At 68.4% G+C, this 26,032-nt stretch carries 19 protein-coding genes and 1 pseudogene; 5 read left to right on the forward strand and 15 right to left on the reverse strand.

What is annotated here, in order from left to right; translation table 11 throughout:
• Positions 1-27: 27 nt before the first annotated feature.
• The 5 genes and pseudogenes from IG196_RS27080 to IG196_RS27100 form a co-directional block, all read right to left on the reverse strand.
• Positions 28-831: an ABC transporter permease gene (locus tag IG196_RS27080; RefSeq protein ID WP_192193780.1), complete on the reverse strand. Its 804-nt coding sequence runs from the start codon at positions 829-831 to the stop codon at positions 28-30.
• A gap of 184 nt (positions 832-1,015) precedes the next feature.
• Positions 1,016-2,056: a DNA methyltransferase gene (locus tag IG196_RS27085; protein WP_192193781.1), complete on the reverse strand. Its 1,041-nt coding sequence runs from the start codon at positions 2,054-2,056 to the stop codon at positions 1,016-1,018.
• Positions 2,053-3,243 carry a hypothetical protein gene (locus tag IG196_RS27090; RefSeq protein ID WP_225616818.1) on the reverse strand — a complete coding sequence of 397 codons (1,191 nt, stop codon included), beginning with the start codon at positions 3,241-3,243 and terminating at the stop codon, positions 2,053-2,055. The genes IG196_RS27085 and IG196_RS27090 overlap by 4 nt, the downstream gene beginning before the upstream one ends.
• An 85-nt stretch (positions 3,244-3,328) precedes the next feature.
• Complete coding sequence (locus IG196_RS27095) at positions 3,329-4,171, reverse strand: ABC transporter permease (protein WP_192193782.1); 843 nt, start codon at positions 4,169-4,171, stop codon at positions 3,329-3,331.
• An 8-nt stretch (positions 4,172-4,179) separates the two neighbouring features.
• A pseudogene (locus IG196_RS27100) lies at positions 4,180-5,028 on the reverse strand (ATP-binding cassette domain-containing protein); the annotation flags it as partial.
• A 264-nt stretch (positions 5,029-5,292) separates the two neighbouring features.
• On the opposite strand from IG196_RS27100, the gene IG196_RS27105 reads away from it, so the two are divergent.
• Positions 5,293-6,117 carry an HAD-IIB family hydrolase gene (locus IG196_RS27105; RefSeq protein WP_101491265.1) on the forward strand — a complete coding sequence of 275 codons (825 nt, stop codon included), beginning with the start codon at positions 5,293-5,295 and terminating at the stop codon, positions 6,115-6,117.
• Between the two features lie 135 nt (positions 6,118-6,252).
• On the opposite strand, the gene IG196_RS27110 is transcribed toward IG196_RS27105, so the two are convergent.
• From IG196_RS27110 to uvrA, 5 genes are all read right to left on the reverse strand, one after another.
• Positions 6,253-7,449: a porin gene (locus IG196_RS27110; protein ID WP_192193784.1), complete on the reverse strand. Its 1,197-nt coding sequence runs from the start codon at positions 7,447-7,449 to the stop codon at positions 6,253-6,255.
• Positions 7,450-7,777: 328 nt separating this feature from the next.
• Positions 7,778-8,752: a Bug family tripartite tricarboxylate transporter substrate binding protein gene (locus IG196_RS27115; protein ID WP_192193785.1), complete on the reverse strand. Its 975-nt coding sequence runs from the start codon at positions 8,750-8,752 to the stop codon at positions 7,778-7,780.
• 167 nt (positions 8,753-8,919) lie between these two features.
• On the reverse strand, positions 8,920-9,963 hold the full coding sequence (locus IG196_RS27120) for a histone deacetylase family protein (RefSeq protein ID WP_192193786.1): 1,044 nt from the start codon (positions 9,961-9,963) through the stop codon (positions 8,920-8,922).
• A gap of 34 nt (positions 9,964-9,997) precedes the next feature.
• The gene (locus IG196_RS27125) at positions 9,998-11,047 is read right to left on the reverse strand and encodes an ornithine cyclodeaminase (protein WP_192193787.1); all 1,050 of its coding nucleotides are present in this window, start codon (positions 11,045-11,047) and stop codon (positions 9,998-10,000) included.
• Positions 11,048-11,163: 116 nt separating this feature from the next.
• Positions 11,164-16,914, reverse strand: a complete 5,751-nt coding sequence (gene uvrA / locus IG196_RS27130; RefSeq protein ID WP_192197168.1) for an excinuclease ABC subunit UvrA — start codon at positions 16,912-16,914, stop codon at positions 11,164-11,166.
• A 185-nt stretch (positions 16,915-17,099) separates the two neighbouring features.
• On the opposite strand from uvrA, the gene IG196_RS27135 reads away from it, so the two are divergent.
• A complete protein-coding gene (locus IG196_RS27135; RefSeq protein ID WP_192193788.1) occupies positions 17,100-18,230 on the forward strand; it encodes an ABC transporter substrate-binding protein in 1,131 nt (376 codons plus the stop codon).
• A 9-nt stretch (positions 18,231-18,239) separates the two neighbouring features.
• Here the strand turns inward: IG196_RS27135 and IG196_RS27140 are convergent, their stop codons facing one another.
• From IG196_RS27140 to IG196_RS27160, 5 genes are all read right to left on the reverse strand, one after another.
• Positions 18,240-18,416 (reverse strand): hypothetical protein, encoded by a 177-nt coding sequence (locus IG196_RS27140; protein WP_180838938.1) that lies wholly within the window; start codon positions 18,414-18,416, stop codon positions 18,240-18,242.
• A 132-nt stretch (positions 18,417-18,548) separates the two neighbouring features.
• Positions 18,549-20,243 (reverse strand): MFS transporter, encoded by a 1,695-nt coding sequence (locus tag IG196_RS27145; protein WP_101490497.1) that lies wholly within the window; start codon positions 20,241-20,243, stop codon positions 18,549-18,551.
• Between the two features lie 195 nt (positions 20,244-20,438).
• Complete coding sequence (locus IG196_RS27150) at positions 20,439-21,083, reverse strand: 2-hydroxychromene-2-carboxylate isomerase (RefSeq protein WP_101490498.1); 645 nt, start codon at positions 21,081-21,083, stop codon at positions 20,439-20,441.
• Positions 21,080-21,349 (reverse strand): DUF1289 domain-containing protein, encoded by a 270-nt coding sequence (locus IG196_RS27155; RefSeq protein WP_225616819.1) that lies wholly within the window; start codon positions 21,347-21,349, stop codon positions 21,080-21,082. The genes IG196_RS27150 and IG196_RS27155 overlap by 4 nt, the downstream gene beginning before the upstream one ends.
• On the reverse strand, positions 21,346-21,834 hold the full coding sequence (locus tag IG196_RS27160) for a YbaK/EbsC family protein (protein WP_056577405.1): 489 nt from the start codon (positions 21,832-21,834) through the stop codon (positions 21,346-21,348). Before IG196_RS27160 ends, IG196_RS27155 begins: the two co-directional genes overlap by 4 nt.
• A 451-nt stretch (positions 21,835-22,285) precedes the next feature.
• Here IG196_RS27160 and nirB point away from each other — a divergent pair, with 451 nt between their 5' ends.
• From nirB to IG196_RS27175, 3 genes are read left to right on the forward strand one after another with little or no spacing between them, the layout of a single operon-like run.
• Entirely contained in the window at positions 22,286-24,805 is a 2,520-nt protein-coding gene (nirB, locus tag IG196_RS27165; protein WP_192193789.1) for a nitrite reductase large subunit NirB, read from the forward strand.
• 24 nt (positions 24,806-24,829) lie between these two features.
• On the forward strand, positions 24,830-25,171 hold the full coding sequence (gene nirD, locus IG196_RS27170; RefSeq protein WP_192193790.1) for a nitrite reductase small subunit NirD: 342 nt from the start codon (positions 24,830-24,832) through the stop codon (positions 25,169-25,171).
• 47 nt (positions 25,172-25,218) lie between these two features.
• The gene (locus IG196_RS27175; protein WP_192193791.1) at positions 25,219-26,031 is read left to right on the forward strand and encodes a formate/nitrite transporter family protein; all 813 of its coding nucleotides are present in this window, start codon (positions 25,219-25,221) and stop codon (positions 26,029-26,031) included.
• Position 26,032: the final 1 nt, after the last annotated feature.

Consider the following 26,032-nt stretch of genomic DNA (forward strand, 5'->3'; position numbering starts at 1 on the left):
GATTGATCGGATCGATCGTCGGGCGCGTCAGCTGCCCGACGAGGTGTAGTGGCGCAGCCCGATGCGCCACGCACCGAACGCCGCCGCGAGGAACACGAAGCCCGCGAGCGGCGACACCCACCCCACCCAGGCCGGCGCGCCCAGCGGGTCGGGTTTGCCCAGGATCGCCAGCACCGGGTAGTACGCCACGCAGGCCAGCGGCACGATGAAAGTCAGCACACGGCGGAACCACTGCGCATAGAGCGCCAGCGGGTACTGCGCCGCCTGCACGCCGCCGTAGGTGAGCACGTTGGCAATCTCCAGGCTCTCGACGGTCCAGAACGACAGCGTGCCCTGCAACACCAGGATGCCGAGGAACAGCGCGATGCCGCCGGCCATCGCGAACAGCGCGACGGCCACGGCACTTGGGGTCCACGCGATGTCGGCCTGCACGGTCGCGAAGGCCAGCACGAGCACGCCCTGCAGCAGGCGGCCGAGGCGGCTGATGCGCACGTCGTGGCCCATGAGCTGCAATGCGAGCGGGCGTGGGCGCAGCAGCAACCGGTCGAAGGTGCCGGTGCGCAGGAACTCGGTGCCCAGCACGTCGAAGCCACGACCCAGCGCGTCGGCGAGGGCGAACATGCAGTTCACGAGGCCATAGAACAGCGCGACCTCGCCGATGCCCCAGCCTTGCACTTCGCCGAAGCGATGGAACAGCGCCCAGACGGCGACCACCTCGATGCCGGTGCCGAGGAACTGGCCGATGGTGAGCAGCAAAGCCGATGCGGGGTATCTGGCCTGGCCGCTGATGGAGGCGGCCATGAGGCGGAAGAAAAGGGGAAGTGCGCCCATCTTCAGTTGCCTTCGCCGCTGTTCAGGGCGCGTGCACAGGCCACCGGGTACTTCCCTCCGCGAATGTCCCCCGGGCTTCGCCCTCCTCCTTGATTTCGCTGCGGGAAGCACCCAGTGTCCTGCGCACACTGAGTGCGGTCGTGGTGCCGGTCGATCCACCGCTGTGCGGATTGCGTCATGCCACTCATTGCTCGTAGCAGATGTCCAGCCGGATCAATGCGCCGCGGGCATCGATGCGATCGGCTCGGAAGTAGAAGCGGCCGCAGTAGCTGTCGAGGTGAAGAGGCACGGTGACCGGGTCGCCCCAGCTCGTCACCGAGAAGCCCTGCGCGCGCAGCCATCGCAGCAAGGTGTCCAGGCGCTGCGGGTCGGCGTCGACGCGGATGTCGGCGTCTGCGGGCGGCGGGCCTTGCGGGTCCTGCTGCCAGCGCGCGAAGCTGCCGAACAGCGTGAAGGCGTGGCCTTCTGCGCGCATGGCATCGAGCAGCGCGGCGGTGGCTGGCAGGTCGATGCGCTCGCGCTGCTTGCGAAAGACCAGCGCGTGTTCGTGGCGCCGGTCGGTGCGGGCATCGGCGTCGTTGTCTTCCGTGTCGTGCGGATAGACCAGCACGCGCTCTTCTTCCATCGCGAAGAGCGAACCCAGGATGCGCGCGAGATCGAAGGCCAGCGGCAGCACGCGATCGCCGATCCGGAGGTTCTCCACCATCGCGATGCAGGCGCCGCCCTCGCGCAATCCGGCGCGGACGCGGTGGAAGACGTTGCGCAGGCCATCGAGGTGCTGCGCATAGCTCGGGCTGCCGTAGAGCTGGGACGCTGCCTGCGCGCCGGTCCAGCGGCAACCGAAGTAGGGCACGTTCGTCAGGCACAGGTCGAAGAGCGGGAGCGCGGCGTCTTCGAGCGCATCGCACGAGGCGTGCAGGAGCGTCGTGCCGTGTGCGACGCCGTGGCGTGCCAGCCGCTCGCGGACGAGGTCGATGCGGCCGGCATCGACTTCGCAACCCAGGGCCTGTCGGTCTTCGAGGCGCGCCGCGAGCAGCGTCGTGCCGAAGCCGGCGAAGGGGTCGAACACCGTGTCGCCCGGCTGCGAGAACCGGCGCACGAAGGGCAGCATCTGCTCGACCCACCCGCAATCGCGCCCGCCCATCGGGTCGCGCGCGCGCAGGTCGTCCGGCAGCCGGTAGTGCAGCGATTCATGGTCGAGCTTCAGCCAGCTGTGACTGGTCATGGGCCAGCCTGTGCGGTGCGCGTGTCGAGCAACACGTCGTGCCCCGGCTCCCAGCCGGCGCAGAGCTGGCCGTCGGCAAAGTAGACGAGCTTGTAGACGTCGCCGGTCGCGTGGCGCGCGTGCATGGCCCCGTAGTCGGCGCTTTCGAAGACGACCGTCAGGCCGTTGTCGGTGCGCAGGCGCAGGTTCCAGAAGTAGTAGCCCTCGGTGAGGCTTTCGAGGGCCCACCCGCGCGAGATGTCGGGGTCGTCGAGGCAGGCCGTCAGCAGCGCGTCCATCGAGACCCGCTGCGCGCGCAGATAGCGCGCGGTGGCGTTGTCGCGATAGCCGTCGTCGAGCCGCGAGAACTCGCGGAAGACGACGGTGCCGGCGCCGCATTGCCGTGCCCACGCGAGGTACGCAGCCACGTCCGGCGGCTGCGCGACACCGCCGCGCTGGAGGATGCACACGAACCGCAGCGCCACCGCATCGGCGAGCTGGCGCGCGGTGCGTTCGAACACCGTCTGGTCGCCGATGGCCACCTCGGGCCTGAATCGCATGATGGCCTGGTTGACCGCGCCCTCGTGGTGATGGCGGGACAGCTCCAGCCAGCTCATGCCGAAGCGTGTCAGCGCGCGCCGCAGCACGTCGCCCTGCGGTCCGGCGAAGCCGGCGCCGTTGGTATAGAGCACGCGGTCTTCGACCACCGGGCCCTCGCCTTCGCTCGCGGCCAGCGTGTGGAACAGCCGAAGCATCCAGTCGGCGTCGTCGCTCGTTTCCAGGCCCGAGAGCGACCACGACAGCGGCACGCCGCGCAGCGCACGCAGCGCGCGCGAGAGGCCGTCGAAGTAATCGGGCGCCGGACGCAGTCGGGACGCCGACGTTCCGCCCTCGTTCTTGCGCAGGTTTTCCGAGCAGAAGCCGCAGCGTGCCGAACAAGGCTTCACGGATGCATACGGCGTGAACGTAATGGGCAACGCAAAGCGTCGCTCAATGCCGCCGATCGTGTGTGTGTGCCAGCGCGCGGCCTCGTTCGACGGCGGCGTGCGAAGGGTCACCCCGCGCACGGACCGGCGAAGGCGCTCGAAGAGCGGGGAGCTCGCGCTGCGCGGCAGGTCGGCGACGGCGATCTGGTCGATCGCGCAGGTCACGGTCCGCGTAACGAGGGACGTTTGCGCGTCGGCTTCAACGGGAATGACGGGGCGCATGGCAGGAGCGGGGTTGTCGCAGCCGCCACCATACGACAGCGCTGCCTCTGCTGGTTGAAGCGGTCCCCTGCGCACGCCCGTCACCCTAGCCACCTTGCACCTGCAGACTGCGCATCGTGCGCCCCATCGTCAGCCGCCCGAACGCGACCAGCGCGACGATCCAGAAGCACTGCAGCCCCAGGCCGACCAGCGCATGCCAGCCGCTCAGCTGCCCGAAGTACAGCCGCGCCGGAATGTCGATCAGCCCGGCCAGCGGCTGCACCAGCAGCGCGGTCTGCCAGGCGTCGGGCAGCAGCGCCAGCGGCAGCAGGTTGCCCGAGAACACGATGACCACGGGCGTCGCCACCGCCTGGATGCCGCGCTCGTTGAGCGCTGCCGTGGTCGCCACGTTGAGCAGCATCACCATCGCGGTCGAGAGCAACAGGCCGAGCACCACCGACAGCAGGAACGCCGCGCCGGCCAACGCGCTCGCAGGCAGCTGCCAGGCCCAGTCGCCCAGCCCCATCAGCGGCAGCGCGACCGCCGCGAAGGCCGCCATCAGCGCCACGCGCGGCAGCAGGCGCGCAGCGATCCATCCTGCGGTGCGCGCGAACCACAGCGCGTAGGCGTCCACCGGGCGCAGCCGGTCGTAGGCCACCGCGCCGGTGCGCGCAGCCTGCGCCACTTCGGGGTCGCCGAGCCACGGCATCAGCACGAGCAGGCCTTGCGCGAGCCAGGTGTAGGTGATGGCCTGGGCCAGCGACATCGACGAGGCCGCGCCCGCGATGGCGCTGCCGCTGTAGAACGCGGCGAACACCATCACCTTGATGCCGCCCCACCAGCACTGCGTGGCGAAGCCCGCAAGCGCCGCCGTGCGGTACTGCAGCATCTGCAAGAAGCGCGAGACGAACGCCGCGACATACGGCCGGGCGAGGTCGCGCGGGCCCATGGCCGGCCTCACGCCTCGGCCGCTCCGTGCATGGCGTAGAAGCGCGCGATGACGGCTTCGATCGCGAGGCCTTCGAGGCGGATGTCTTCCACGGCGTGCGCGCCGGCGATGCGGGCGATGAGCGCGGGCGCGGGGGTCTGCTTGGGGTCGAAGTCGAGCACCAGCGTCTGGCCGTCGCGCGAGTGCACGGTGGCGCCGTCGACGTGCGCGGGCAGCGTGGCGTCTTGTGCGAAATCGACCACCAGCCGGCGCTCGGCCAGCACCTGCGCGCGCAGCGCCTCGACGGGGCTGTCGGCCAGCACGCGGCCGTGGCCGATGACGATCACGCGCTGGGCCAGGGCCTCGATGTCGTGCATGTCGTGCGTGGTCAGCAGCACGGTGGTGCCGCGCTCGCGGTTGGCGCGCCGCACGAAGTCGCGCACGGCGAGCTTCGAGGGCGCATCGAGGCCGATGGTCGGTTCATCGAGAAACAGGATGTCGGGCTCGTGCAGCAGCGCCGCCGCAATCTCGGCGCGCATGCGCTGGCCCAGCGAAAGCTGGCGCACCGGCTGGTCGAGCACGCGCTCCAGGTGCAGCAGCGCGACCAGCTCGTCGCGTGTGCGGCGGTAGCGCTGCGGATCGACGCGGTAGATGTCGCGCAGCAGGTCGAAACCGTCGCCCACGGGCAGGTCCCACCACAGCTGCGTGCGCTGGCCGAAGACCACGCCGATGCGCGCCACGTGCCGCTCGCGGTCGGCAAAGGGGTCGCGGCCGTCGACTTCCACGCGCCCGCCGTCGGGCCGCAGGATGCCCGAGAGGATCTTGATGGTGGTCGACTTGCCCGCACCGTTCGGCCCGATGAAGCCCAGCAGCTCGCCGCGCTCCAGCGCGAACGACACGTCCGACAGCGCCTCCACCGTGCGATGGCGGCGCTGCAGCAGACCGCGCAGCGCCCCGCGCAGACCGGGGTCGCGCTCGGACACCTTGTAGGTCTTGCGGAGGTGGTCGACGAGGATGTGAGGCATGGTGAGAGAAAGAAGCGGAGCGCCGCGCCGGCCCTGAAAGCGCGGCGGGGGCGGGATGCTACACGAAAGCGCCGGTACGATCACGGGCCCTCCCGAGAATCCAGCCCCATGTCTTCGATGTCTTCGCCTCCCCTGCCCGCCTCGCCCCACCACCTGCTGCCGCTCGCACGCTGGCCCGCCGACGCGCGCGCGGCGCTGACCGGCGTGTTCACCGACATCGACGACACGCTCACCACCGACGGCGCGATCACGCCCGACGCGCTGAAGGCGCTGGCCGACCTGAAGGCCGCGGGCCTCGCGGTGGTGGCCATCACCGGCCGGCCCGTGGGCTGGAGCCTGCCTTTCGTGAACAGCTGGCCGGTCGATGCCATCGTGGCCGAGAACGGTGCGGTGGCGCTGCGGCCTGCGGCCGACGGCGGCGTCGAGAAGCGCTACCAGCAGGACGCCGCCACGCGCGCCGCCAACTTCGCGCGCATGCAGGCCGTGCTGGCGCGCATCGAGCGCGAGATTCCCGGCGCCGGCCGCGCCACCGACTCGCCCGGGCGCGAGACCGACATCGCGATCGACCACAGCGAGTTCGTGACGCTCGACGACGACACCATCGCGCGCGTGGTCGCGCTGATGCGCGGCGAAGGCATGCACGCCACCGTGAGCAGCATCCACATCAACGGCTGGTACGGCGACAACGACAAGCTCGAAGGCGCGCGCTGGATCGTGCGCGAGCTCTGGGGCCGCACGCTCGACGACGAAATGGACCGCTGGGCCTACGTGGGCGACTCCACCAACGACCAGCTGATGTTCCGCAGCTTCGCGCACAGCATCGGGGTGGCGAACGTCGCGCGCTTCGTGCCGCAGCTGGAGCACCTGCCGCGCTATGTGACGCAGGGCGAGCGCGGCGCGGGGTTCGCCGAGGCTGCGCACGCGGTGCTGTCGGCGCGCTGAGCAGCGCCTTCTTCCAAGGTCGCAGACGAAAAAAAGGCCCGCACAGGGCGGGCCGAATGGACCGGTTGAACGACCCTTGGAGAAACTTGCAGGGGTGCGGTCGCGCAGCACGCGACCGCTCAAACAATCAAACCATCAGAACGTGTGGCGGATGCCGAACTCGTAGCCCATCGAGCTCTTGGCCTGCAACGCCGTGCGGTTGAACGTGGTGGCGAACGAGGGGCCTGCACCCACCGTGAGGCCTGCGCCGTTCTTGTTGCTGACGCGCGCGACCGTGCCGTACAGCGCGGTGCGCTTGGACAGGTTGTGCACGTAGCCCAGCGCGAGCTTGCTGGCCTTCGGGTCGGCGTTGTTCACGCCGAAGACCGGCACGCGGTTGAAGTCGTACTTGACCTGCGAGTACGACGCGCGGATCACGCCCGGGCCGACCGGCACGGTCACGCCCAGCAGGTAGCCCGTGAGGTCCACGTCCTGGCCGGTCGAGAAGATGTTCAGCGCGTTGCGCTCGTCCTTCGAACGCGAAACTTCGCCGAACAGCTTGGCCACGCCGAAGTCGTAGGTCGCGCCGAGGTTGAAGGTCTTGATCTTGCCCGGGCGCGCCACGGCGGCGGCACCGCTGCCGGACGTGAAGCTGGTGTCGTTCTGCGCGTAGCTGGCGGCGATGTCGAACGGACCCGTCGTGTAGCCCAGGCGCCCGCCGATGTGGCGGCCGGTGCTGGTGCTGGCGGCGGTGTCGGGCGACAGGCGCGTCTGCTCGGCCAGGCCATAGGCCACATTGCCGTAGAAGCCACCCAGGCGCGGCAGGAAGTACTGCACCATGTTGCTGGCGCGCTTGTAGGTGCTGTTGCTGCCGTAGCCGCTGCCCGACACGCTCGCTTCGTTGGCGTCGATGATCAGCGAGCCGCCGATGCCGGTGTCGCCGAACGGATCGAACTGCTCTTCGTTCATCACCGTCGCGGTCTTGTCGCGGCCCAGGCGCAGTTCGCCGAAGCTGCCTGCCAGGCTCACCGTCGAACGGCGGGTGAAGCTCGACACGCCGGTGGCGCCGTCGTCGTTGGTGATCGGGGCTTCGAGCCAGAAGCTGGCCGACAGGCCGCCGCCCAGGTCCTCCACGCCGCGAAAGCCGAGGCGGCTCGAGCTCAGGCCCGAATTCGCCAGCTCCGTGCGGCTGGCCTTCACGCTGTAGGCGGGGCCGAAGGGGTTGGTCGAAACGCTCTTGTTCGCTACGTTGCGGTAGGCGGCATCGACCACGCCGAACAGGGTCACGGTCGATTGCGCCGACGCGGCGCCGCAGGCTGCGAGGGCAGCCAGAACAAGCAGGGATTTTTTCATTCGTGTCACTCCAGGATGGGAAAGTCGCTGCGCCGACATCGGGCGCGACAGTGGGACGTCCGGGCGATGCCGCCGCGAGACTGGGTCCGAGTTTTCCTTCACTGGAAGACAAAGGGATTACATAGGGTTAACGCCTAAATTACTGAGGGTTTTAGGGGGTGAGTTTGGGACACCGATCGGGGATCGGGGTAGGCGCTGCATGGCGCAGGCCGAAACGTGCATAGAAAAATCGAATTTCTATGCACGTCGTCGACGACATGCATAGAAATGAGAAATGGACGGAATCCATGTTCAGCAGCGACCGTGGCCGCTGCCGTGTTCCCCCGCCTCACTTCTCCTTCGCCAACCCCAGCTTGTCGATGATCACCTTCTCGCGCACCACCGTGTCCTGCGCGAACTTGGTGTACGTGGCCGAGCTCATGTAGTTGGGCAGCATGTCGTAGCGGCCGAGCGAGGCCACGTAGCTCGGTTCTTCCATCGCCTGCTTGAAGGCGTCGTGCAGCTTCCTCACGACTTCGGGCGAGGTGCCCTTGGGCGCGCCGATGCCGAAGGGGGAGTTCTGCACCACGTCGTAGCCCAGCTCCTTCAGCGTGGGCGCGTCGGGGAACTTGGCCAGGCGCTTGTCGCCCCAGGTGTTGAGCACACGCAGCTTGCCGGCCTCGACCTGCGGCGCGAAGCCGGTGCTGTCGGCCGCGGCCATGAGCTGGCCGCTGACCACGGCCAGCATCAGGTCGGCGCTGCCTTTGTAGGGCACGTGCTGCAGCGTGATGCCGGCCTTCTGCGCAATGATCTCGGTCGTGAGATGCGGGCTGGTCAGGTTGCCGGTCGAGCCGTAGGTGAGCTTGCCGGGGTTGGCCTTGGCGTAGGCGACGAAGTCGGCCCAGGTCTTGAACGGGCTGTCGGCCGGCACGACGATGCCGAAGGCATAGCCGGTGACGTTCAGCACGTACGTGATGTCCTTGAGCGGGTCCCAGTTGATCTTGGTGGTGTAGCCCAGGCGGAACACGCCCAGCGGAATCTGCGCGACGGTGTAGCCGTCGGGCTGTGCGGTCTGCAGCGCCTGCGCGGGCAGCGTGCCGCCGGCGCCGGGCTTGTTGTCGATGATCACGGGCTGGCCCAGGATCTTGCTGGCGTTGTCGGCCAGCTGGCGCATGGTGATGTCGGTCGGGCCACCGGCGGGGAATGCGATGACCAGCTTGATGGGCTTGGAGGGAAAGGCCTGCTGCGCAAAGGCCGCCAGCGGGGAGACGAGGCCGCACGCGGCAAGCGTGGCGGCACAGAGGAGCGAAGAGCGGCGGAGCATGGCTGACAGGTTCCTGAAACTTGGGAAAGCGCCGATTGGGCCCGGCCCGGTGGTCGAAGGCAATCGGGGCTCCCCTGATTTCCCGGGGAAACCAGGGCCTATTCAGGCAGCGCAGTCGCCTGCGCGTCAGCAGCGGCGCCTGACTGCGCTCCCGCAGCTTCGCTTACTTATTTCTGCGCGAAGCCTTCGAGAACGTTGACGGCGTTCACACCCACCTCGGCGACCGCGTAGCCGCCCTCGAACACGAACACGGTGGGCAGGCCCGCACGCGCAAGGTCTTCGCCCATGCGCAGGTAGTCGTCGCTCTTCAGCTTGAAGCCCGAGATCGGGTCGCCCTCGAAGGTGTCGACGCCGAGCGAGACCACGAGCGCGCCGGCCTTGACCTTCGCGATGCCGTCGAGCGCGGTCTTCAGCGCCGCGCGCCAGGCCGTGAAATCGGTGCCGCGCGGCAGCGGCAGGTTGTGGTTGAAGCCCTCGCCCCTGCCGGCGCCGCGCTCGTCGGCATGACCGAGGTAGTACGGGTAGTCGGTGAGCGGGTCGCCGTGCAGGCTGGCGAAGTGCACGTCGCTGCGCTCGTAGAAGATGGCCTGCGTGCCGTTGCCGTGGTGGTAGTCGACATCGAGCACGGCCACGCGTTCGACGCCCGCATCGCGCAGCGCCTGCGCGGCGACGGCGGCGTTGTTGACGAAGCAGTAGCCGCCGAAGAAATCTGCGCCCGCATGGTGGCCCGGTGGGCGCGTGAGTGCGAAGGCGCTGCGCTGGCCGCCGGCGATGACGCGTTGCGCCGCGGTCCACGCACAGGCGGCGCCGTGGCGTGCGGCGGTCCAGCTGCCCGCCATGAGCGGCGTGCCGGCGTCGAACGAGAAGAGGCCCAGGCGCGCGGGAAAGCTCTTCGGCAGCACGTCGGTGCGCATGCCGCGCGTGGGCCAGTACGAGGGCAGCGCGTCGCGCGTGGCGTTGGCGGCGTCGAGCGCCACCCACTCGTCCCAGGCATGGGCGATGAAGTCGAGGTAACGCGGTGCGTGCACCTTTGCCAGCAGTGCTTCATCGAACGCGTCGGGTGCCTGCAGCGGGCCAAGGCCACGCCGTTCCAGCTCGTGCCTCACATGGTCGACGCGGGCGGGCACCTCGAAGCAGGGCACCAGCTCGCCCCGGAACATTTCGACTTTGCCTTGGTGCAGTGCGTGCTGGTCGTTGTAGATGGTGAGCATGAAGCAGCGAGAAGCGTGACGACAGGGCCTGCCATCATGCCGCACGCCGCAGCACCGCCCGGCGCCGTCCCGAGGCGGTGAGGCCGAACAGGTCCTTCGGATCGTCGAGCTCGGGCACCAGCGCGATCTGCCGGCCCACACCGCGCTCCAGCGCCAGCTGCTGGATGCAGCGCAGCGCCGTGTAGTCCTCCAGCGCGAAGCCGACCGAGTCGAACACCGTCACCTGATCCGGCCGCTCGCGCCCGGGCACTTCGCCCACCAGCACGCGCCACAGCTCGTGCACCGGGAAGTCGGGCGGCAGCTGCTGGATCTCGCCCTCGATGCGGGTCTGCGGCTCGTACTCGACGAACACGCGCGCGCCGCGCAACACGTCGGGGTGCAGCTCGGTCTTGCCGGGCGAATCGCCACCCACGGCATTGATGTGCATGCCGGGCTCGATCATCTCGGGCGTGAGCACGGTCGCGTGGCCCTGGTAGGCGGTGATGGTGGTCACGATGTCGGCGCCGCGCACCGCCTCGGCGGTGGAGCCGGCGCGCACGATCTCCATCGGCGTGCAGGCCGCGAGGTGGCGCACCAGCTTGTCGGTGGCGTGCGGGTCGGTGTCGAACACGCGCACCTGCTCGATGCCCAGCAGCGCATGGAAGGCCAGCGCCTGGAACTCGCTCTGCGAGCCGTTGCCGATGATGGCGAGGCTGCGCGCGTCGGGCCGCGCCAGGGCCTTGGCGGCCATGGCCGAGGTGGCGGCCGTGCGCAGCGCGGTGGTGAGCGTGAGTTCGGACAGCAGCACGGGGTAGCCCGTGTCGACCTCGGCCAGCACGCCGAAAGCCATGACCGTGGGCAGGCCGACCTGCGTGTTGTGCGGATGGCCGTTGACGTACTTGAAGGCGTAGGCGCCGTCGTCGGCCACGGGCATGAGTTCGATCACGCCCAGGTGCGAATGGCTGGCCACGCGCGCCTTCTTGTCGAACTCGCGCCAGCGCAGGAAGTCGTCGCGCAGCGCGTCGGCCAGGGTGATGAGGAATTCCGGGACGCCGGTCTCATCCACCAGGCGAACCAGGCTGTGAACATCGATGAAGCGGGTCATGGCGCGGCTCCTTGCGTAGCCCTGACACGGCGCTTCATCCGTTCACACGGTCTCCACCATGGCTGATTCAGGATGCGCCTGCGCCAAGGGTTCAAGCCATTGTGCGCCTGCGCGCGTCAACGTGCCAACACGGCCTTAAGAGCTACGCCAGTGTGCGTACCCAATCGCACCACCTCCTCCGGCGGCGCCGCCGCGACGATGCGTCCGCCGGCGTTTCCGCCCTCGGGGCCGAGGTCGATGATCCAGTCGGCTTCGGCGATCACGTCGAGGTCGTGCTCGATCACCACCACGCTGTGGCCGCCGTTCACCAGCCGGTGCAGCACATGGATCAGCTTCTCGACGTCGGCCATGTGCAGGCCCACGGTCGGCTCGTCGAGCACGTACAGCGTGTGCGGCGGTTTCTGGCCGCGGCGGGTGATGTCGTCGCGCACCTTGCTCAGTTCGGTCACCAGCTTGATGCGCTGCGCCTCGCCGCCCGACAGCGTGGGCGACGGTTGCCCCAGCGTGAGGTAGCCCAGGCCCACGTCCTTCAGCAGCTGCAGCGGATGCGCGATGTTGGGCATGCTGGCGAAGAATTCCACCGCTTCGTCGACCTCCATCTTCAGCACGTCGCCGATGCTCTTGCCACGCCAGCTCACGGCCAGCGTCTCGGGGTTGAAGCGCGCGCCGTGGCAGACCTCGCACGGCACCTTCACGTCGGGCAAAAAGCTCATCTCGATGGTGCGCACGCCCGCGCCGTCGCAGCCCGGGCAGCGGCCTTCGCCGGTGTTGAAGCTGAAGCGCGCCGGGCCGTAGCCGCGCGCCTTGGCTTCGAGCGTGTCGGCAAAGAGCTTGCGGATGGTGTCCCAGAAGCCGATGTAGGTGGCGGGGCAGCTGCGCGGCGTCTTGCCGATGGGCGTCTGGTCGACCTCGAGCACGCGGTCGATGACCGCGTAGCCGTCGACGCCGCGGCAACCGACCCACGCCGGTCGCTTACCCGCGGCATCGGCGTCGCGGCCGGCCTTGGTCATGCGCTGCACGACGATGCCCTGCACGCTGGCCAGCAGCACGTCGCGCGCGAGCGTCGACTTGCCCGAGCCGCTGACGCCCGTGACCACCACGAGGCGGTGCAGCGGCAGCGTGGCGGTCACGTCCTGCAGGTTGTGCAGGTCGGCGCCGTGCACGGTGAGCCAGTTGCCGCTGTCTTCCGCCTTCGGATCGGGCGAGGGAATCAGGCGGCGCGCCTGCAGCGGGTGCTTGATGGAATCGCGCAGGTAGCGGCCGGTCTGCGAATCGCTCGCCTTCTGGATGTCGGCCACCGTGCCCTCGGCCACGAGGCGGCCGCCGCGCTTGCCGGCGCTGGGGCCGATGTCGATGATGTGGTCGGCGCGGCGGATGGTGTCTTCGTCGTGCTCCACCACCACCAGCGTGTTGCCCTTTTCGCCGAGCTTGTGCAGCGCGTTCAGCAAAATCTGGTTGTCGCGCGCATGCAGGCCGATGGTCGGCTCGTCGAGCACATAGCACACGCCCTGCAGGTTGCTGCCCAGCTGCGCCGCCAAGCGGATGCGCTGCGCCTCGCCGCCCGAGAGCGTGGGCGCGCCACGGTCGAGCGTGAGGTAGCCCAGGCCCACTTCTTCGAGGAATTCGAGGCGGCTCTTGATCTCGGGCACGAGGTCGCGCGCAATCTCGGCTTCGCGGCCGGTGAGCACCAGCCCTTCGAACCACTGGCGCACCTCGGTCACGCTCATGCGCGCGAGCTGCGTGATGCCGATGCCGCCCGAGCCGTCGGCCGCGGTGCCGAAGCCCACGGCGCGCGCGGTGGCGTTCAGGCGCGTGCCTTCGCAGGTCGGGCACGCCACGTCGGCGAGGTCTTCCACCTCGGGTTCGGCGAAGGTCTGTTCGCGGCCCTTGCTGTCGTCGTCGCGGATCGAATCGTCGAAGACCTTGCGCTGGTCCTTGCTGAGCTTGACGCCCGTGCCCACGCAGTCGGGGCACCAGCCGTGCTTGCTGTTGTAGCTGAACAGGCGCGGATCGAGCTCGGCATAGCTGGTGCTGCACACCGGGCAGGCGCGCAGCGTGGAGAACACCTGCACGCGGCCGATGCCCACGGCGGACACGCCGGCCATCATCGCGGCGCGCAGGCCGTCGAGTTCGCTCAGCACATGCACCACGCCCTTGCCATGCTCGAGTGCCTTGGTGAGCGCCGCGCGCAGTTCGTTCTCCTGCGAGGGCAGCACGTCGAGGCTGGCCACGGGCAGCTCGATGCTGTGTTCCTTGAAGCGGTCGATGCGCGGGAAGCCCGTGGTCGGCAGAAAGTCGCCGTCCACGCGCAGGTGCGTGAAGCCGCGCGGGCGCGCCCAGTCGGCCAGCTCGGTGTACACGCCCTTGCGGTTGCTCACCAGCGGCGCGAGCAGGCCGATGTGCTGGCCCTTGAAGTTGCGCATGAGCTGCGCGGCGATGCTGTCGGGCGTCTGCGGCTGCACGGCCGCGCCGTCGTGCACGCAGTGCTGGATGCCCAGCTTCACGTACAGCAGGCGCAGGAAGTGCCAGACCTCGGTGGTGGTGCCCACCGTGCTCTTGCGGCCGCCGCGCGACAGGCGCTGCTCGATGGCCACGGTCGGCGGAATGCCGTACACCGCGTCCACCTCGGGCCGGCCCGCGGGCTGCACGATGCTGCGCGCGTAGGCGTTGAGCGATTCGAGGTAGCGACGCTGGCCTTCGTTGAACAGAATGTCGAACGCGAGCGTCGACTTGCCGGAGCCGCTCACGCCCGTCACCACGCTGAACTTGCCGCGCGGAATGTCGACGCTGAGGTTCTTCAGGTTGTGCTCGCGCGCGTTGACGATCTCGATGGCGTTGCTGCCCGGCGCCGTCTTCGCGTTGGCGATGTAGCGCCGCGCGGCGCGTTCGGCCACCTTGTAGGCGCCGGGGCCGATGGCCAGTTCGTAGTCGGCCAGCGCCGCGCCGGTGAGCGAGGCGCGGTTTTCGCGTAGCTGCTCGGGCGTGCCCTCGGCCACCACCTCGCCGCCGCCCTCGCCGCCTTCGGGGCCGAGGTCGATGAGCCAGTCGCTGGCGCGGATCACGTCCAGGTTGTGCTCGATGATGATCAGCGAATGGCCGGCGTCGAGCAGCTTGCGCAGCGCGCGCATGAGCCGCGCGATGTCGTCGAAGTGCAGGCCGGTGGTCGGCTCGTCGAACAAAAACAGCGTGCCCTTGCGCGCCACCATCTGGCGGCTCGCGGTCGCGCTCTTGGCCGCTTCGGCCAGGAAGCCCGCGAGCTTCAGGCGCTGGGCCTCGCCGCCCGACAGCGTGGGCACGGGCTGGCCGAGCTTCACGTAGTCCAGGCCCACATCGACGATGGGTTGCAGCACGCGCAGCACGTCGCGGTCGGTGTCGAACAGCGCCGCGGCCTCGGCCACGGTGAGCTCCAGAATATCGGCCACGTTGTAGCCCTTGCCCTTGCGCTCGATCTTCACTTCGAGAATCTCGGGCCGGTAGCGCTTGCCGTCGCAGTCGGGGCAGCGCAGGTACACGTCCGACAGGAACTGCATCTCGACGTGCTCGAAGCCCGAGCCGCCGCAGGTCGGGCAACGCCCGTCGCCGGAGTTGAAGCTGAACTTGCTCGCGGTGTAGCCGCGCTGGCGCGACAGCGCCGCGGTGGCGAAGATTTCGCGGATGGCGTCCCACGCGCCCACGTAGCTCGCGGGGTTGGAACGCGCGGTCTTGCCGATGGGCGACTGGTCGACGAACACCACGTCGCCCAGGTGATCGGCGCCGAGCATGCGGTCGTGCGCGCCCGGCGTTTCGGTGGCCTTGCCGAAGTGGCGCATGAGCGCGGGTGCCAGCACGTCCTGGATCAGCGTCGACTTGCCCGAGCCGCTCACGCCGGTGACACACACCAGCCGCGCGAGCGGAAAGTCGACCGTGATGTTCTTCAGGTTGTGCTCGCGCACGCCTTCGAGAATGAGCCGGTGCGTGTTCTCGCTCACGATCCGCTTGAAGCCCATGCCGATCTTCTTGCGCCCGCCCAGGTACTGGCCGGTGAGCGTGTCGGCGTCGCGCAGCATGTCGGTGGTGCCGTCGAACACGATCTGTCCGCCGCGCACACCGGGGCCGGGGCCCATGTCGATCACGCGGTCGGCGGCGAGCATCACGGCCGGGTCGTGCTCGACCACCACCAGCGTGTTGCCCGCATCGCGCAGGCGCAGCATGGCCTCGGTGATGCGGTTCATGTCGCGCGGGTGCAGGCCGATGCTGGGCTCGTCGAGCACGAAGAGCGTGTTCACCAGCGAGGTGCCCAGTGCGGTGGTGAGGTTGATGCGCTGCACCTCGCCGCCGCTGAGCGTGCGGCTCTGGCGGTCGAGCGTGAGGTAGCCGATGCCGACGTCGTGCAGGTAACGCAGGCGCGTGGTGATTTCCTCGAACAGCAGCTTCAGCGCTTGCGCCTCGCCTTCGCTCGCGGGGCTGCCGTTGCCATGGTGCTCCACGCGGTCGAAAAACCTGCGCAGCCGCTCGATGGGCAACAGCATCAGGTCGTGCAGGCACAGGCCGGGCAGCGCCTCGAGCTGGGCGCGGCTCCACTTCGCGCCGGTGGGCAGGAAGCGCTTTTCAGGCGGCAGCACCGCGTCGGCGTCGTCCTTGCTGCCGATGCGCCACAGCAGCGGATCGAGCTTCAGGCGCGCGCCGCTGCAGACGGGGCACGGCGTGTAGCTGCGGTACTTCGACAAGAGCACGCGGATGTGCATCTTGTAGGCCTTGCTCTCCAGGTAGCCGAAGAAACGGCGCACGCCGTACCACTGCTTGTTCCAGTTGCCGTCCTTGTAGTTGGGCGTGCCCTCGATCACCCAGTGCTTCTGCTCCTCGGTGAGCTTGTTCCACGGCGTGTCGCGCGGAATGCCGGCCGCCTCGGCGTGGCGCATGAGGTCGTCCTGCGCTTCTTTCCACGCGGGCGTCTGGATGGTCTTGATGGCGCCGGCGCGCAGCGTGAGCTTGTCGTTCGGGATCACGAGCCCCAGGTCGACACCGATCACCCGGCCGAAGCCGCGGCAGGTGTCGCAGGCGCCCACCGCCGAGTTGAACGAGAACATCGACGGGATCGGGTCGGTGTAGCGGATGTCGCTTTCGGGGCAATGCAGGCCGGTCGAGAACTTCCACACGTCGGTGGGTGCGTTCTCTTCCGCGCCAGTCGCATGCACGGTGACGCGCCCGCTGCCGCGCTTGAGTGCCACCTCGATGGCTTCGACCACACGCGCCCGCTCGGCGCTCGAGATGCGGAAACGGTCGGCCACCACGTCGAGCACCTTGCGCGGGCCCGTGGGCGTGGCCACCTCGCGCTCGGCCTGCACGCGCGTGAAGCCGCTGGCCGACAGCCATTGCGTCACTTCTTCAGCCGACGTACCGGCGGGCAGCTCGACCGGAAAGGTGATGACGATGCGCGGGTCGCCCGCCGCAGCCGCCCGCTCGGCGATCTGCGCATAGATGCTGTCGGGCGAGTCGTGGCGCACCGGCAGCGCGGTCTCGCGGTCGAACAGCTGGGCCGCGCGCGCGTAGAGCAGCTTCAGGTGGTCGTTCAGCTCGGTCATCGTGCCGACCGTGGAGCGCGAGGAGCGCACCGGGTTGGTCTGGTCGATGGCAATGGCGGGCGGCACGCCCTCCACCTTGTCGACGGCGGGCTTGTCCATGCGGTCCAGGAACTGGCGCGCATAGGCGGAAAAGGTCTCCACGTAGCGGCGCTGGCCTTCGGCGTAGAGGGTGTCGAACACCAGGCTCGACTTGCCCGAGCCGCTGGGCCCGGTCACCACGGTCATCTCGCCGGTGCGGATGTCGAGGTCGAGGTTCTGGAGGTTGTGCTGGCGCGCGCCGCGAATCCGGATGGAGCCCTGTGTCATGAGTGCCTTGAGGGGTGGGGCAAACATTCTAGGGAGAGCTTCGTGACGCTCCGGCCCACGCCGGCGCATGGGCGGCGCCCGCGCAGGGGTTTGTCCGGATTCGCCCCAAGACACTTTATGAAACAAATGCGACATTTGTTTTCACAATTGTTCAGCGAGTCTCCCGAAGGCTCCGAAAGGCTTTCATGACGAAGAAGAAAGTGGCAGGTTCACGGCACGCGCTCAGCGTGGCCGCCCTGCTCGCGCTGTGCGCGATGGGTGCCTCCGCCCAGATCGTGATCGGCCAGACCGCCGGCATGACCGGCTCGGTGGCCGCCAGCGTGAACGAGACCATCGGCGGCGCGCAGCTGGTGATCGACGCGGCCAATGCCCAGGGCGGCATCCACGGCGAGAAGATCGAGGTGATCCGCATGGACGACGCCTTCGACGTCAAGCGCGCCGGCGAGAACGCACGCGCACTCATCGAAGACAAGAAGGTGCTCGCGCTCTTCATGAGCCGCGGCACGCCGCACTCGCAGGCCATCATTCCGTACCTGGACAAGAACGAGGTGGCGCTCATCGGCCCTTCGACCGGCGCGATGGTGCTGCACAAGCCGCTGCAAAAGCACGTGTTCAACGTGCGCGCCACCTACCAGCGCGAGGCCGAGAAGGCGGTGCAGCACCTGCTGACCATCGGCCTCACGCGCATCGCCGTGGTCCACGTGACCGACTCGTTCGGCGCCGACGCGCTCCAGGGCGCGATGAACGGCTTCACCAAGGGCAAGGCCCAGCCGATCTCCACCGTGCCGGCCGACCGCGAGAAGCCCGACTACAAGGTCATCGTGCCGGCCATCATGAAGGCCGACGCGCAGGCGGTGGTGTGGATCGGCTCGGGCGTGGCGGTGGTCGACGGCATCAAGGCGCTGCGCGCCGCGGGCTCGGCGGCGCAGGTGGTCACGCTGTCGAACAACGCCTCGTCGGGCTTCATCAAGCAACTGGGCGACGCCAGCCGCGGCGTGATCGTGACGCAGGTGTTCCCCAACGAACGCTCGATGGGCCAGCCGATGGTGAAGGAGGCGCTGACGCTCGCCCGCGCCAAGGGCCAGGGCGAGCTGTCACCGGCCGCGCTCGAAGGCTTCGCCTCGGCCAAGGTGCTGGTGGAGGCCTTGCGCCGCGCAGGCCCCAAGCCCACGCGCGCCAAGGTGCTCGCGGCGCTCGAAACCCTCAAGGGCTACGACCTGGGCGGCGGGCTCGAGGTGAGCTACTCGCCGCAGGACCACAGCGGCATCGACTTCGCGGACCTCGCGATCATCAGCGAGGGGCGCTTCAAGCGCTGACGGGGCTCGTTACTTCGCGGCGGAAGCCGCGGCAGCCGGTGCCGAGGCGCCAGGCGCTGGCGTGGTCGCGTGCGTCGCGTCGCCGCCGTGCTTCTCGCCGGACATGTCGATCTTGTCGCCACCCATCGAAATCACATACAGGGCAATGGCGGCGAAGATGACGAAGCCGACAACGATTTTCCACATGGGTACTGTCTCCTGAAAGGGTGAGGAAGAGGCTAAGAAGGGTTCAAGAAAAAGGCCTCATGCCGTGGGCATGAAGCCTCTTTGTTGAACGGAGGGCGGCCGCCGCGCGGCCCCCTCCCGCTGCATTGCAGATCAGTCGTTGGCGTAGATGTCCACGTCCTTGGTCTCGCGGATGAACAGCGTGCCGATCACCAGCGTGATGCCCGCGATGATGATCGGGTACCACAGGCCGTTGTACATGTTGCCGGTCGAGGCCACGATGGCGAAGGCGGTGGTCGGCAGCAGGCCGCCGAACCAGCCGTTGCCGATGTGGTACGGCAGGCTCATCGAGGTGTAGCGGATGCGCGTGGGGAACATCTCGACCAGCATCGCGGCGATCGGACCGTAGACCATGGTCACCAGCAGCACCAGCCAGAACAGCAACACGATGGTCAGCACCTTGTTGATCTTGGCGGGGTCGGCCTTGGCCGGGTAGCCGGCGATCTTCAGGTCTTCGGCCACGCCCTTCTTGAAGGCGGCAATGGCCTTGACGCTGCCTTCGTCGAACTTGGAGTTCGCGACCACGCCGGTGGGTGCCTCGACGGTCTTGTCGCCGATCTTCACGACGGCGGCAGAGCCGGGCGCGCCGGCCACGTTTTCGTAGCTCACCGAGTTCTGCACGAGGTAGCGCTTGGCGATGTCGCACGAGCTCTTGAAGTCGATCTCGCGGGCCACCGGGTTGCCCTGGAACGAGCAGGTCTTCGGGTCGGCCGTCACGGTGACGCCGGCCGTGGCTTGCGCGCGGGCCAGGTCAGGGTTGGCGGCTTCGGTCAGCATCTTGAAGACCGGGAAGTAGGTGACCACGGCCAGCAGGCAGCCGGCCATGATGATCGGCTTGCGGCCGATCTTGTCGGACAGCGTGCCGAACACCACGAAGAAGGGCGTGCCCAGCAGCAGTGCGGCGGCGATCATCAGGTTGGCCGTGGTCGCATCGACCTTGAGCTGCTGCGTCAGGAAGAACAGCGCATAGAACTGGCCCGAGTACCAGACCACGGCCTGACCGGCCGTGAGGCCCACCAGCGCCAGGATCACGATCTTCAGGTTCTTCCACTCACCGAACGATTCGGACAGCGGCGCCTTCGAGGTCTTGCCCTCGGCCTTCATTTTCTGGAAGGCCGGCGATTCACTCAGCGACAGGCGGATCCACACCGAGACGCCCAGCAGCAGGATCGACACCAGGAACGGAATGCGCCAGCCCCAGTCGCCGAATGCCTGCTCACCGAGCCAGGTGCGCACGCCCAGAATGACGATCAGGCTCAGGAACAGGCCGAGCGTGGCCGTCGTCTGAATCCACGAGGTGTAGGCACCGCGCTTGCCGTGCGGCGAGTGCTCGGCCACATAGGTGGCAGCACCGCCGTACTCGCCGCCGAGCGCCAGGCCTTGCAGCATGCGCAGCGCGATCAGGATCACCGGCGCCGCGACGCCGATGGTCGCGTAGCTGGGCAACAGGCCGACGATGAACGTCGACAGGCCCATGATCAGAATCGTCACCAGGAAGGTGTACTTGCGGCCGATCATGTCGCCCAGGCGGCCGAACACGATGGCGCCGAACGGACGCACCAGGAAGCCGGCGGCAAACGCCAGCAGCGCGAAGATGAAGGCCGCGCCCGCATCCAGGCCGCTGAAGAACTGCTTCGCGATGATCGCGGCGAGCGAACCGTACAGATAGAAGTCGTACCACTCGAACACGGTGCCGAGCGAGGAGGCGAAGATGACCTTCTTCTCCTCCGCGGACATGGGCCGGGGGGCCGGATGCGGCATTCCCCTTGAATCTAGCGTGGCTGCCATCGTCGTCTCCTGGTGTGTATGTATGCGTTCATCGGTGCCCGGCATTCGGGACCGTGAGGCATTCTTGGAGGCGCGACTGACCCGAGGCTTTCGCGAAACTGAACCGGCGCTTACGGTTTAGGGTGAAACCCGCGCTGCACGTTTCAGCTTGTAAGAAACAAAGACCCTGCGCGGGTTTGTCCTCATCCGGGCTTTTCAGCCCTTGCTGCTGCGCAGCAAGGAGGGCCGCTGGTCGGCGCCGGTCCATTGCGGACCGTCGAACCAGGCGTCGCCCTGCAGGTAGGCGCGCAGCATCGCGAGGCCGTCGAAGCCCCAGAACAGGCGACCGTCGACCACGTAGCACGGCACGCCGAACACACCCTGCGCCACGGCCTCGTCGGTGTTGCGCTTGAGCAAGGCCTTGTTCTCGTCGCCGTTCACATCGCGCTTCGGTTGCAGCTGCGCGGTGAGCGCGGCCAGCCGCGTGGCGTCGCCCGCTTCTTCACCGCCGCGCCACACGTGGCGAAAGAGGGTCTCGGCCGCCAGGCGGTTGATGCTGCCGTCGTCGCCCGTGGCCACGGCCAGGCGCAGGTGCGGCAGCGGGTTGTAAGGATGCGAGGCCGGCATCTCGATGGGGATGCCGTGCGCCTGGCCCAGCCACAGCACGTGGCGGTAGGTCCAGCTGCGCTTGGAAGGAATCTCGGCCGGGCCGAGCTGGCCGTGGTGCTTGAGCAGCGCGCCCAGCAGCACGGGCTTGTAGGCCACGCTCACGCTCAGGCCTTCGAGCGCCTCGGGCAGGTGCTCGAACGCGAGGTGCGCGTAGGGCGAAATGAAGTCGAGATAAAAGTCGATGTGCTTCATGCGTCGGTGTCTCCGGGGGTGGTTTCGGGCACGCGCCAGATGCCCGCCTGGGCGCGCAGTTCGATCGCGCGCCACACCTGGCGCCGCGTGTCGTCTTCCATCTTGCTCCAGCCGGCGATCTCGGGAATGGTGCGCAGGCACCCTTCGCAGAAGCCGCTCAGGCGGTCCATGCGGCACACCGACGAGCACGGCGACGGCACCTCGCCCTCCATGCGCTGCACGGCGGTGGCGCGGTCGGCGAGCGCGTGCGCTTCGTCGAAGTTCACACCACGTCGGCCACCGGCGCGCCGGTGAGCTTCTCTAAATCGTTCGGGTGCAGCTGGAACACGGCATGCGGGTGGCCCGCAGCGGCCCAGATTTCCTCGAAGCGGAACAGCTCGCGGTCGATCAGCACCACGGGTTTCGTCACATGGCCCACCGGCGACACGCCGCCGATGGTGAAGCCGGTGCGCGCCTTCACGAAGTCGGCGTCGGCGCGGCCGGTCTTGCCGACGATGGCATCGACCTTTTTCTCGTCGACGCGCTTGTCGCCCGAGGTGATGACCAGCACCGCCGCTTCGTCGCTCTTGCGGCGGAAGATGATGCTCTTGGCGATCTGCCCGACCGAGATGCCGAGCGCGTCGGCAGCCTGCTGCGCGGTGCGGCAGGCGTCGTCGAGCATGCGGGGCGCATGGGGGTGGCCGGCGTCCTGCAGCACGCGGGAGACGCGCTGGACACCTTCAGGGAGGGAATGGAGTTCGGAGCCGCACATGGCAAGAGTTCTTCGAGGTTCGTGGGGGCGTTCGCCCTGCGTTGCAAGGCCCCGAGCATACGGAAAAGCCCCGCGCACCGACGCCACCGCCTCCGCTCACCCTTCAAGCCCGGCGCACCAATGCGGAGAGCGCCGGCGCACGACGCCCGTGCGTTCCGCGCCGCGCCCGGTCCGCTTTCGGTGCGCCATCGGCCGATGAGGCCCGCCACACGGGCTTTCGAGCGCGGCACGCTTATTGCTGAACACGGTTGCGACCCACCGGCCTCTGCGGCGGGTTCGCAGTGCCTCCGCTAACGACGGCGGGGTTCAAGCGCACCGATGGCCGCCCGCCGCCGGTTCGTCTGCTCCAACCCATTTCGCATCCGTTCCGTCGCGGGGGCCCCAACGACGCTGTCTGTTCGACAGCGGCTGAGGGGGCGCCTTCCAGGGCCGGTTGCGTGCAGGACCCCCAATGAAGATCGCAGTCATCGGCCACGGCATGGTCGGCCACAAATTCCTCGAGCAACTCCACACGCTCGGCCTTCCCGGCGCACAGGTCACCGTGCTGTGCGAAGAGCCGCGCCCGGCTTACGACCGGGTGCACCTGTCCGAATATTTCTCCGGCAAGACGGCCGACGACCTGTCGCTGGTCGAGTCCGGCTTCTTCGAGCGCAGCGGCTTCACGCTGCGCCTGGCGGCCCGCGCGGCGGCCATCGAGCGGCGCAACAACACCGTCACCACGGCCGACGGCGAGGTGATCGCCTACGACAAGCTGGTGCTGGCCACCGGCTCCAACCCCTTCGTGCCGGCCGTGCCGGGCCGCGACCGGCCGAACTGCTTTGTCTACCGCACCATCGAGGACCTGGACGCCATGAAGGCCTGCGGCGCCAAGTCGCGCAGCGGCGTGGTGGTGGGCGGCGGCCTGCTGGGCCTGGAATGCGCCAAGGCGCTGCGCGACATGGGCCTGGAAACACACGTGGTCGAGTTCGCGCCGCGCCTCATGGCCGTGCAGGTCGACGAAGGCGGCGGCCGTGCATTGCGCGGCAGCATCGAAGCGCTGGGCCTTCATGTGCACACCGGCCGCAACACGGTGGAGATCGTCGACGGCGCGAGCGCACGGCACCGCATGGTGTTCGCCGACGGCACGCACCTGGAGACCGACATGATCGTGTTCTCCGCCGGCATCCGCCCGCGCGACGAACTGGCGCGCCAGAGCCTGCTGGCCGTGGGCCCGCGCGGCGGCGTGGCGATCGACAGCCACTGCCGCACCAGCGACCGCAACGTCTACGCCATCGGCGAATGCGCCTCGTGGAACGAACAGACCTTCGGCCTCGTCGCGCCGGGCTACGACATGGCCCGCGTGGCCGCCCGCCACATCGCCGGCCAGGACGACGCCGCCTTCACCGGCGCCGACCTGAGCACCAAGCTCAAGCTGATGGGCGTCGACGTCGCCAGCATCGGCGACGCGCACGGCAAGACACCGAAGTCGCGCGCCTACCAATACATCGACGAGCGCAAGCAGGTCTACAAGAAGATCGTCGTCAGCGAAGACGGCAAGCAGCTCTTGGGCGCGGTGCTGGTCGGCGACGCCAGCGAGTACGGCACGCTGCTGCAGCTGGCGCTCAACGGCATCGCGCTGCCCGACGAGCCCGAGTTCCTCATCCTGCCGTCCAGCGACGGCAAGGCCAAGCCGGGCCTGGGCGTCGAGGCCCTGCCCGACAGCGCGCAGATCTGCTCGTGCAACAGCGTCACCAAAGGCCAGATCTGCGAGGCCGTGGGCCAGGGCGCGTGCACGCCCGCCGAGATGAAGGCCTGCACCCAGGCCGGCGCCACCTGCGGCGGCTGCGTGCCGCTGGTCACGCAGGTCATGAAGATGGAAATGGCCAAGCGCGGCATGGCCGTGAACAACCACCTGTGCGAGCACTTCCCCTACTCGCGCCAGGAGCTGTACCACCTCATCCGCGTGGGCGAGATCCGCAGCTTCGCCGACCTGCTCACGAAGCACGGCAAGGGCCTGGGCTGCGACATCTGCAAGCCGACCGCCGCGAGCATCTTCGCCTCGTGCTGGAACGAGTTCGTGCTCAAGAAAGACCTGGCCGGCCTGCAGGACAGCAACGACTACTTCCTGGGCAACATCCAGAAGGACGGCACCTACTCCGTGGTGCCGCGCATGCCCGGCGGCGAGGTCACGCCCGACGGGCTGATCGCCGTGGGCCAGGTGGCCAAGAAGTACGGCCTGTACACCAAGATCACCGGCGGTGCGCGCGTGGACATGTTCGGCGCGCGCGTCGAGCAGTTGCCGTCCATCTGGGAAGAACTCATCGCCGCCGGCTTCGAGTCGGGCCATGCCTACGGCAAGTCGCTGCGCACGGTGAAGAGCTGCGTGGGCTCCACCTGGTGCCGCTACGGCGTGGACGACAGCGTCGGCCTGGCCGTCGAACTGGAGAACCGCTACAAAGGCCTGCGCGCGCCGCACAAGATCAAGTTCGGCGTGTCGGGCTGCACCCGCGAATGCGCCGAGGCGCAGGGCAAGGACGTCGGCATCATCGCCACCGACAAGGGCTGGAACCTCTACGTGTGTGGCAACGGCGGCATGAAGCCGCGCCACGCCGAGCTGCTGGCGAGCGACCTCACCAAGGCCGACCTGATCCGCATGATCGACCGCTTCCTGATGTTCTACGTGCGCACGGCCGACCGCCTGCAGCGCACCAGCACCTGGCGCGAGAACCTCGAAGGCGGCCTCGACTACCTCAAGGGCGTGCTGCTGCAGGACACGCTGGGCCTGGGCGCCGAACTCGAGACGCAGATGCAGCACGTGGTCGACACCTACCAGTGCGAATGGAAGACCGCCGTGACCGACCCCGCCACGCGCCAGCGCTTCCGCTCCTTCGTGAACAGCGAGAAGCCCGACGAGCACATCGTCTTCGTGCAGGAGCGCGGCCAGAACCGCCCCGCACGCCCCGAAGAGCGCCGCGAAACCAGCGCCGCCTGAGCGACCGACAACGAAGGAAACCCCATGACCACAGACACCCTGACCTGGACCGCCGTGTGCGCCGCCGGCGACATCCTCCCCGACACCGGCGTGTGCGCGCTGGTCGACGGCGTGCACGTGGCGATCTTCCGCGTCGGCCAGGAGCCCTCGCTCTTCGCCATCGACAACGTCGACCCCAAGGCCGGCGCCAGCGTGCTCTCGCGCGGGCTGGTCGGCAGCCTGGGCGACCGCATCGTCGTGGCCTCGCCGCTCTACAAGAACCACTTCGACCTGCGCAGCGGCGAATGCCTCGAGGCGCCCGAGCACTCGGTGCGCGCGCATGCAGTGCGCGTCGAAGACGGCCGCGTGCTGGTCGCGCTCGCCTGACGACCGTCCCCTCTTCCTTTTTTTCAGCCTCTCTCCAAGGACTCCGAATGGCCTACCTCGCTCCTGCCGAATTCGTGACCAAGATGGTCGATGCCGGTGAATCCAAGCTGCTGATGTCCACGCGCGACACGCTGATCCGCTCGTACATGGCCGGTGCCATCCTCGCGCTGGCCGCGGCCTTCGCCGTGAGCATCACCGTGAACACCGGCAATGCGCTGGTGGGCGCGATGCTGTTCCCGGTCGGTTTCATCATGCTGTACCTGATGGGCTTCGACCTGCTCACCGGCGTGTTCACGCTGGCGCCGCTGGCCGTGCTCGACAAGCGCCCCGGCGCCACCTGGGGCGGCGTGATGCGCAACTGGAGCCTGGTGTTCGTCGGCAACTTCGCCGGCGCGCTGACGGTCGCGGTGTTCATGGCGATCATCTTCACCTTCGGCTTCAGCGAAGCGCCCAACGCCATCGGCGAGAAGCTCGGCCACATCGGCGAAGGCCGCACGCTGGGCTACTCCGCGCACGGCGCCGCCGGCATGCTCACGCTGTTCATTCGCGGCGTGATGTGCAACTGGATGGTCTCGACCGGCGTGGTCGCGGCCATGATGTCGACCACCGTGTCGGGCAAGGCCATCGGCATGTGGATGCCCGTGATGATCTTCTTCTACATGGGCTTCGAACACTCGATCGTCAACATGTTCCTGTTCCCCGCCGGCCTGATGCTGGGCGGCAAGTTCACCTTCATGGACTACCTGATCTGGAACGAACTGCCCACCGTGGTCGGCAACCTCGTCGGCGGCCTGACCTTCGTGGGCCTCACGCTGTACGCCACGCACTACAAGACGGCCGCCAAGCGCGTGATCGGCTGAA

The sequence above is a fragment of the Variovorax sp. 38R genome (genome assembly GCF_014843395.1).
Classification (GTDB): domain Bacteria; phylum Pseudomonadota; class Gammaproteobacteria; order Burkholderiales; family Burkholderiaceae_C; genus Variovorax; species Variovorax paradoxus_H.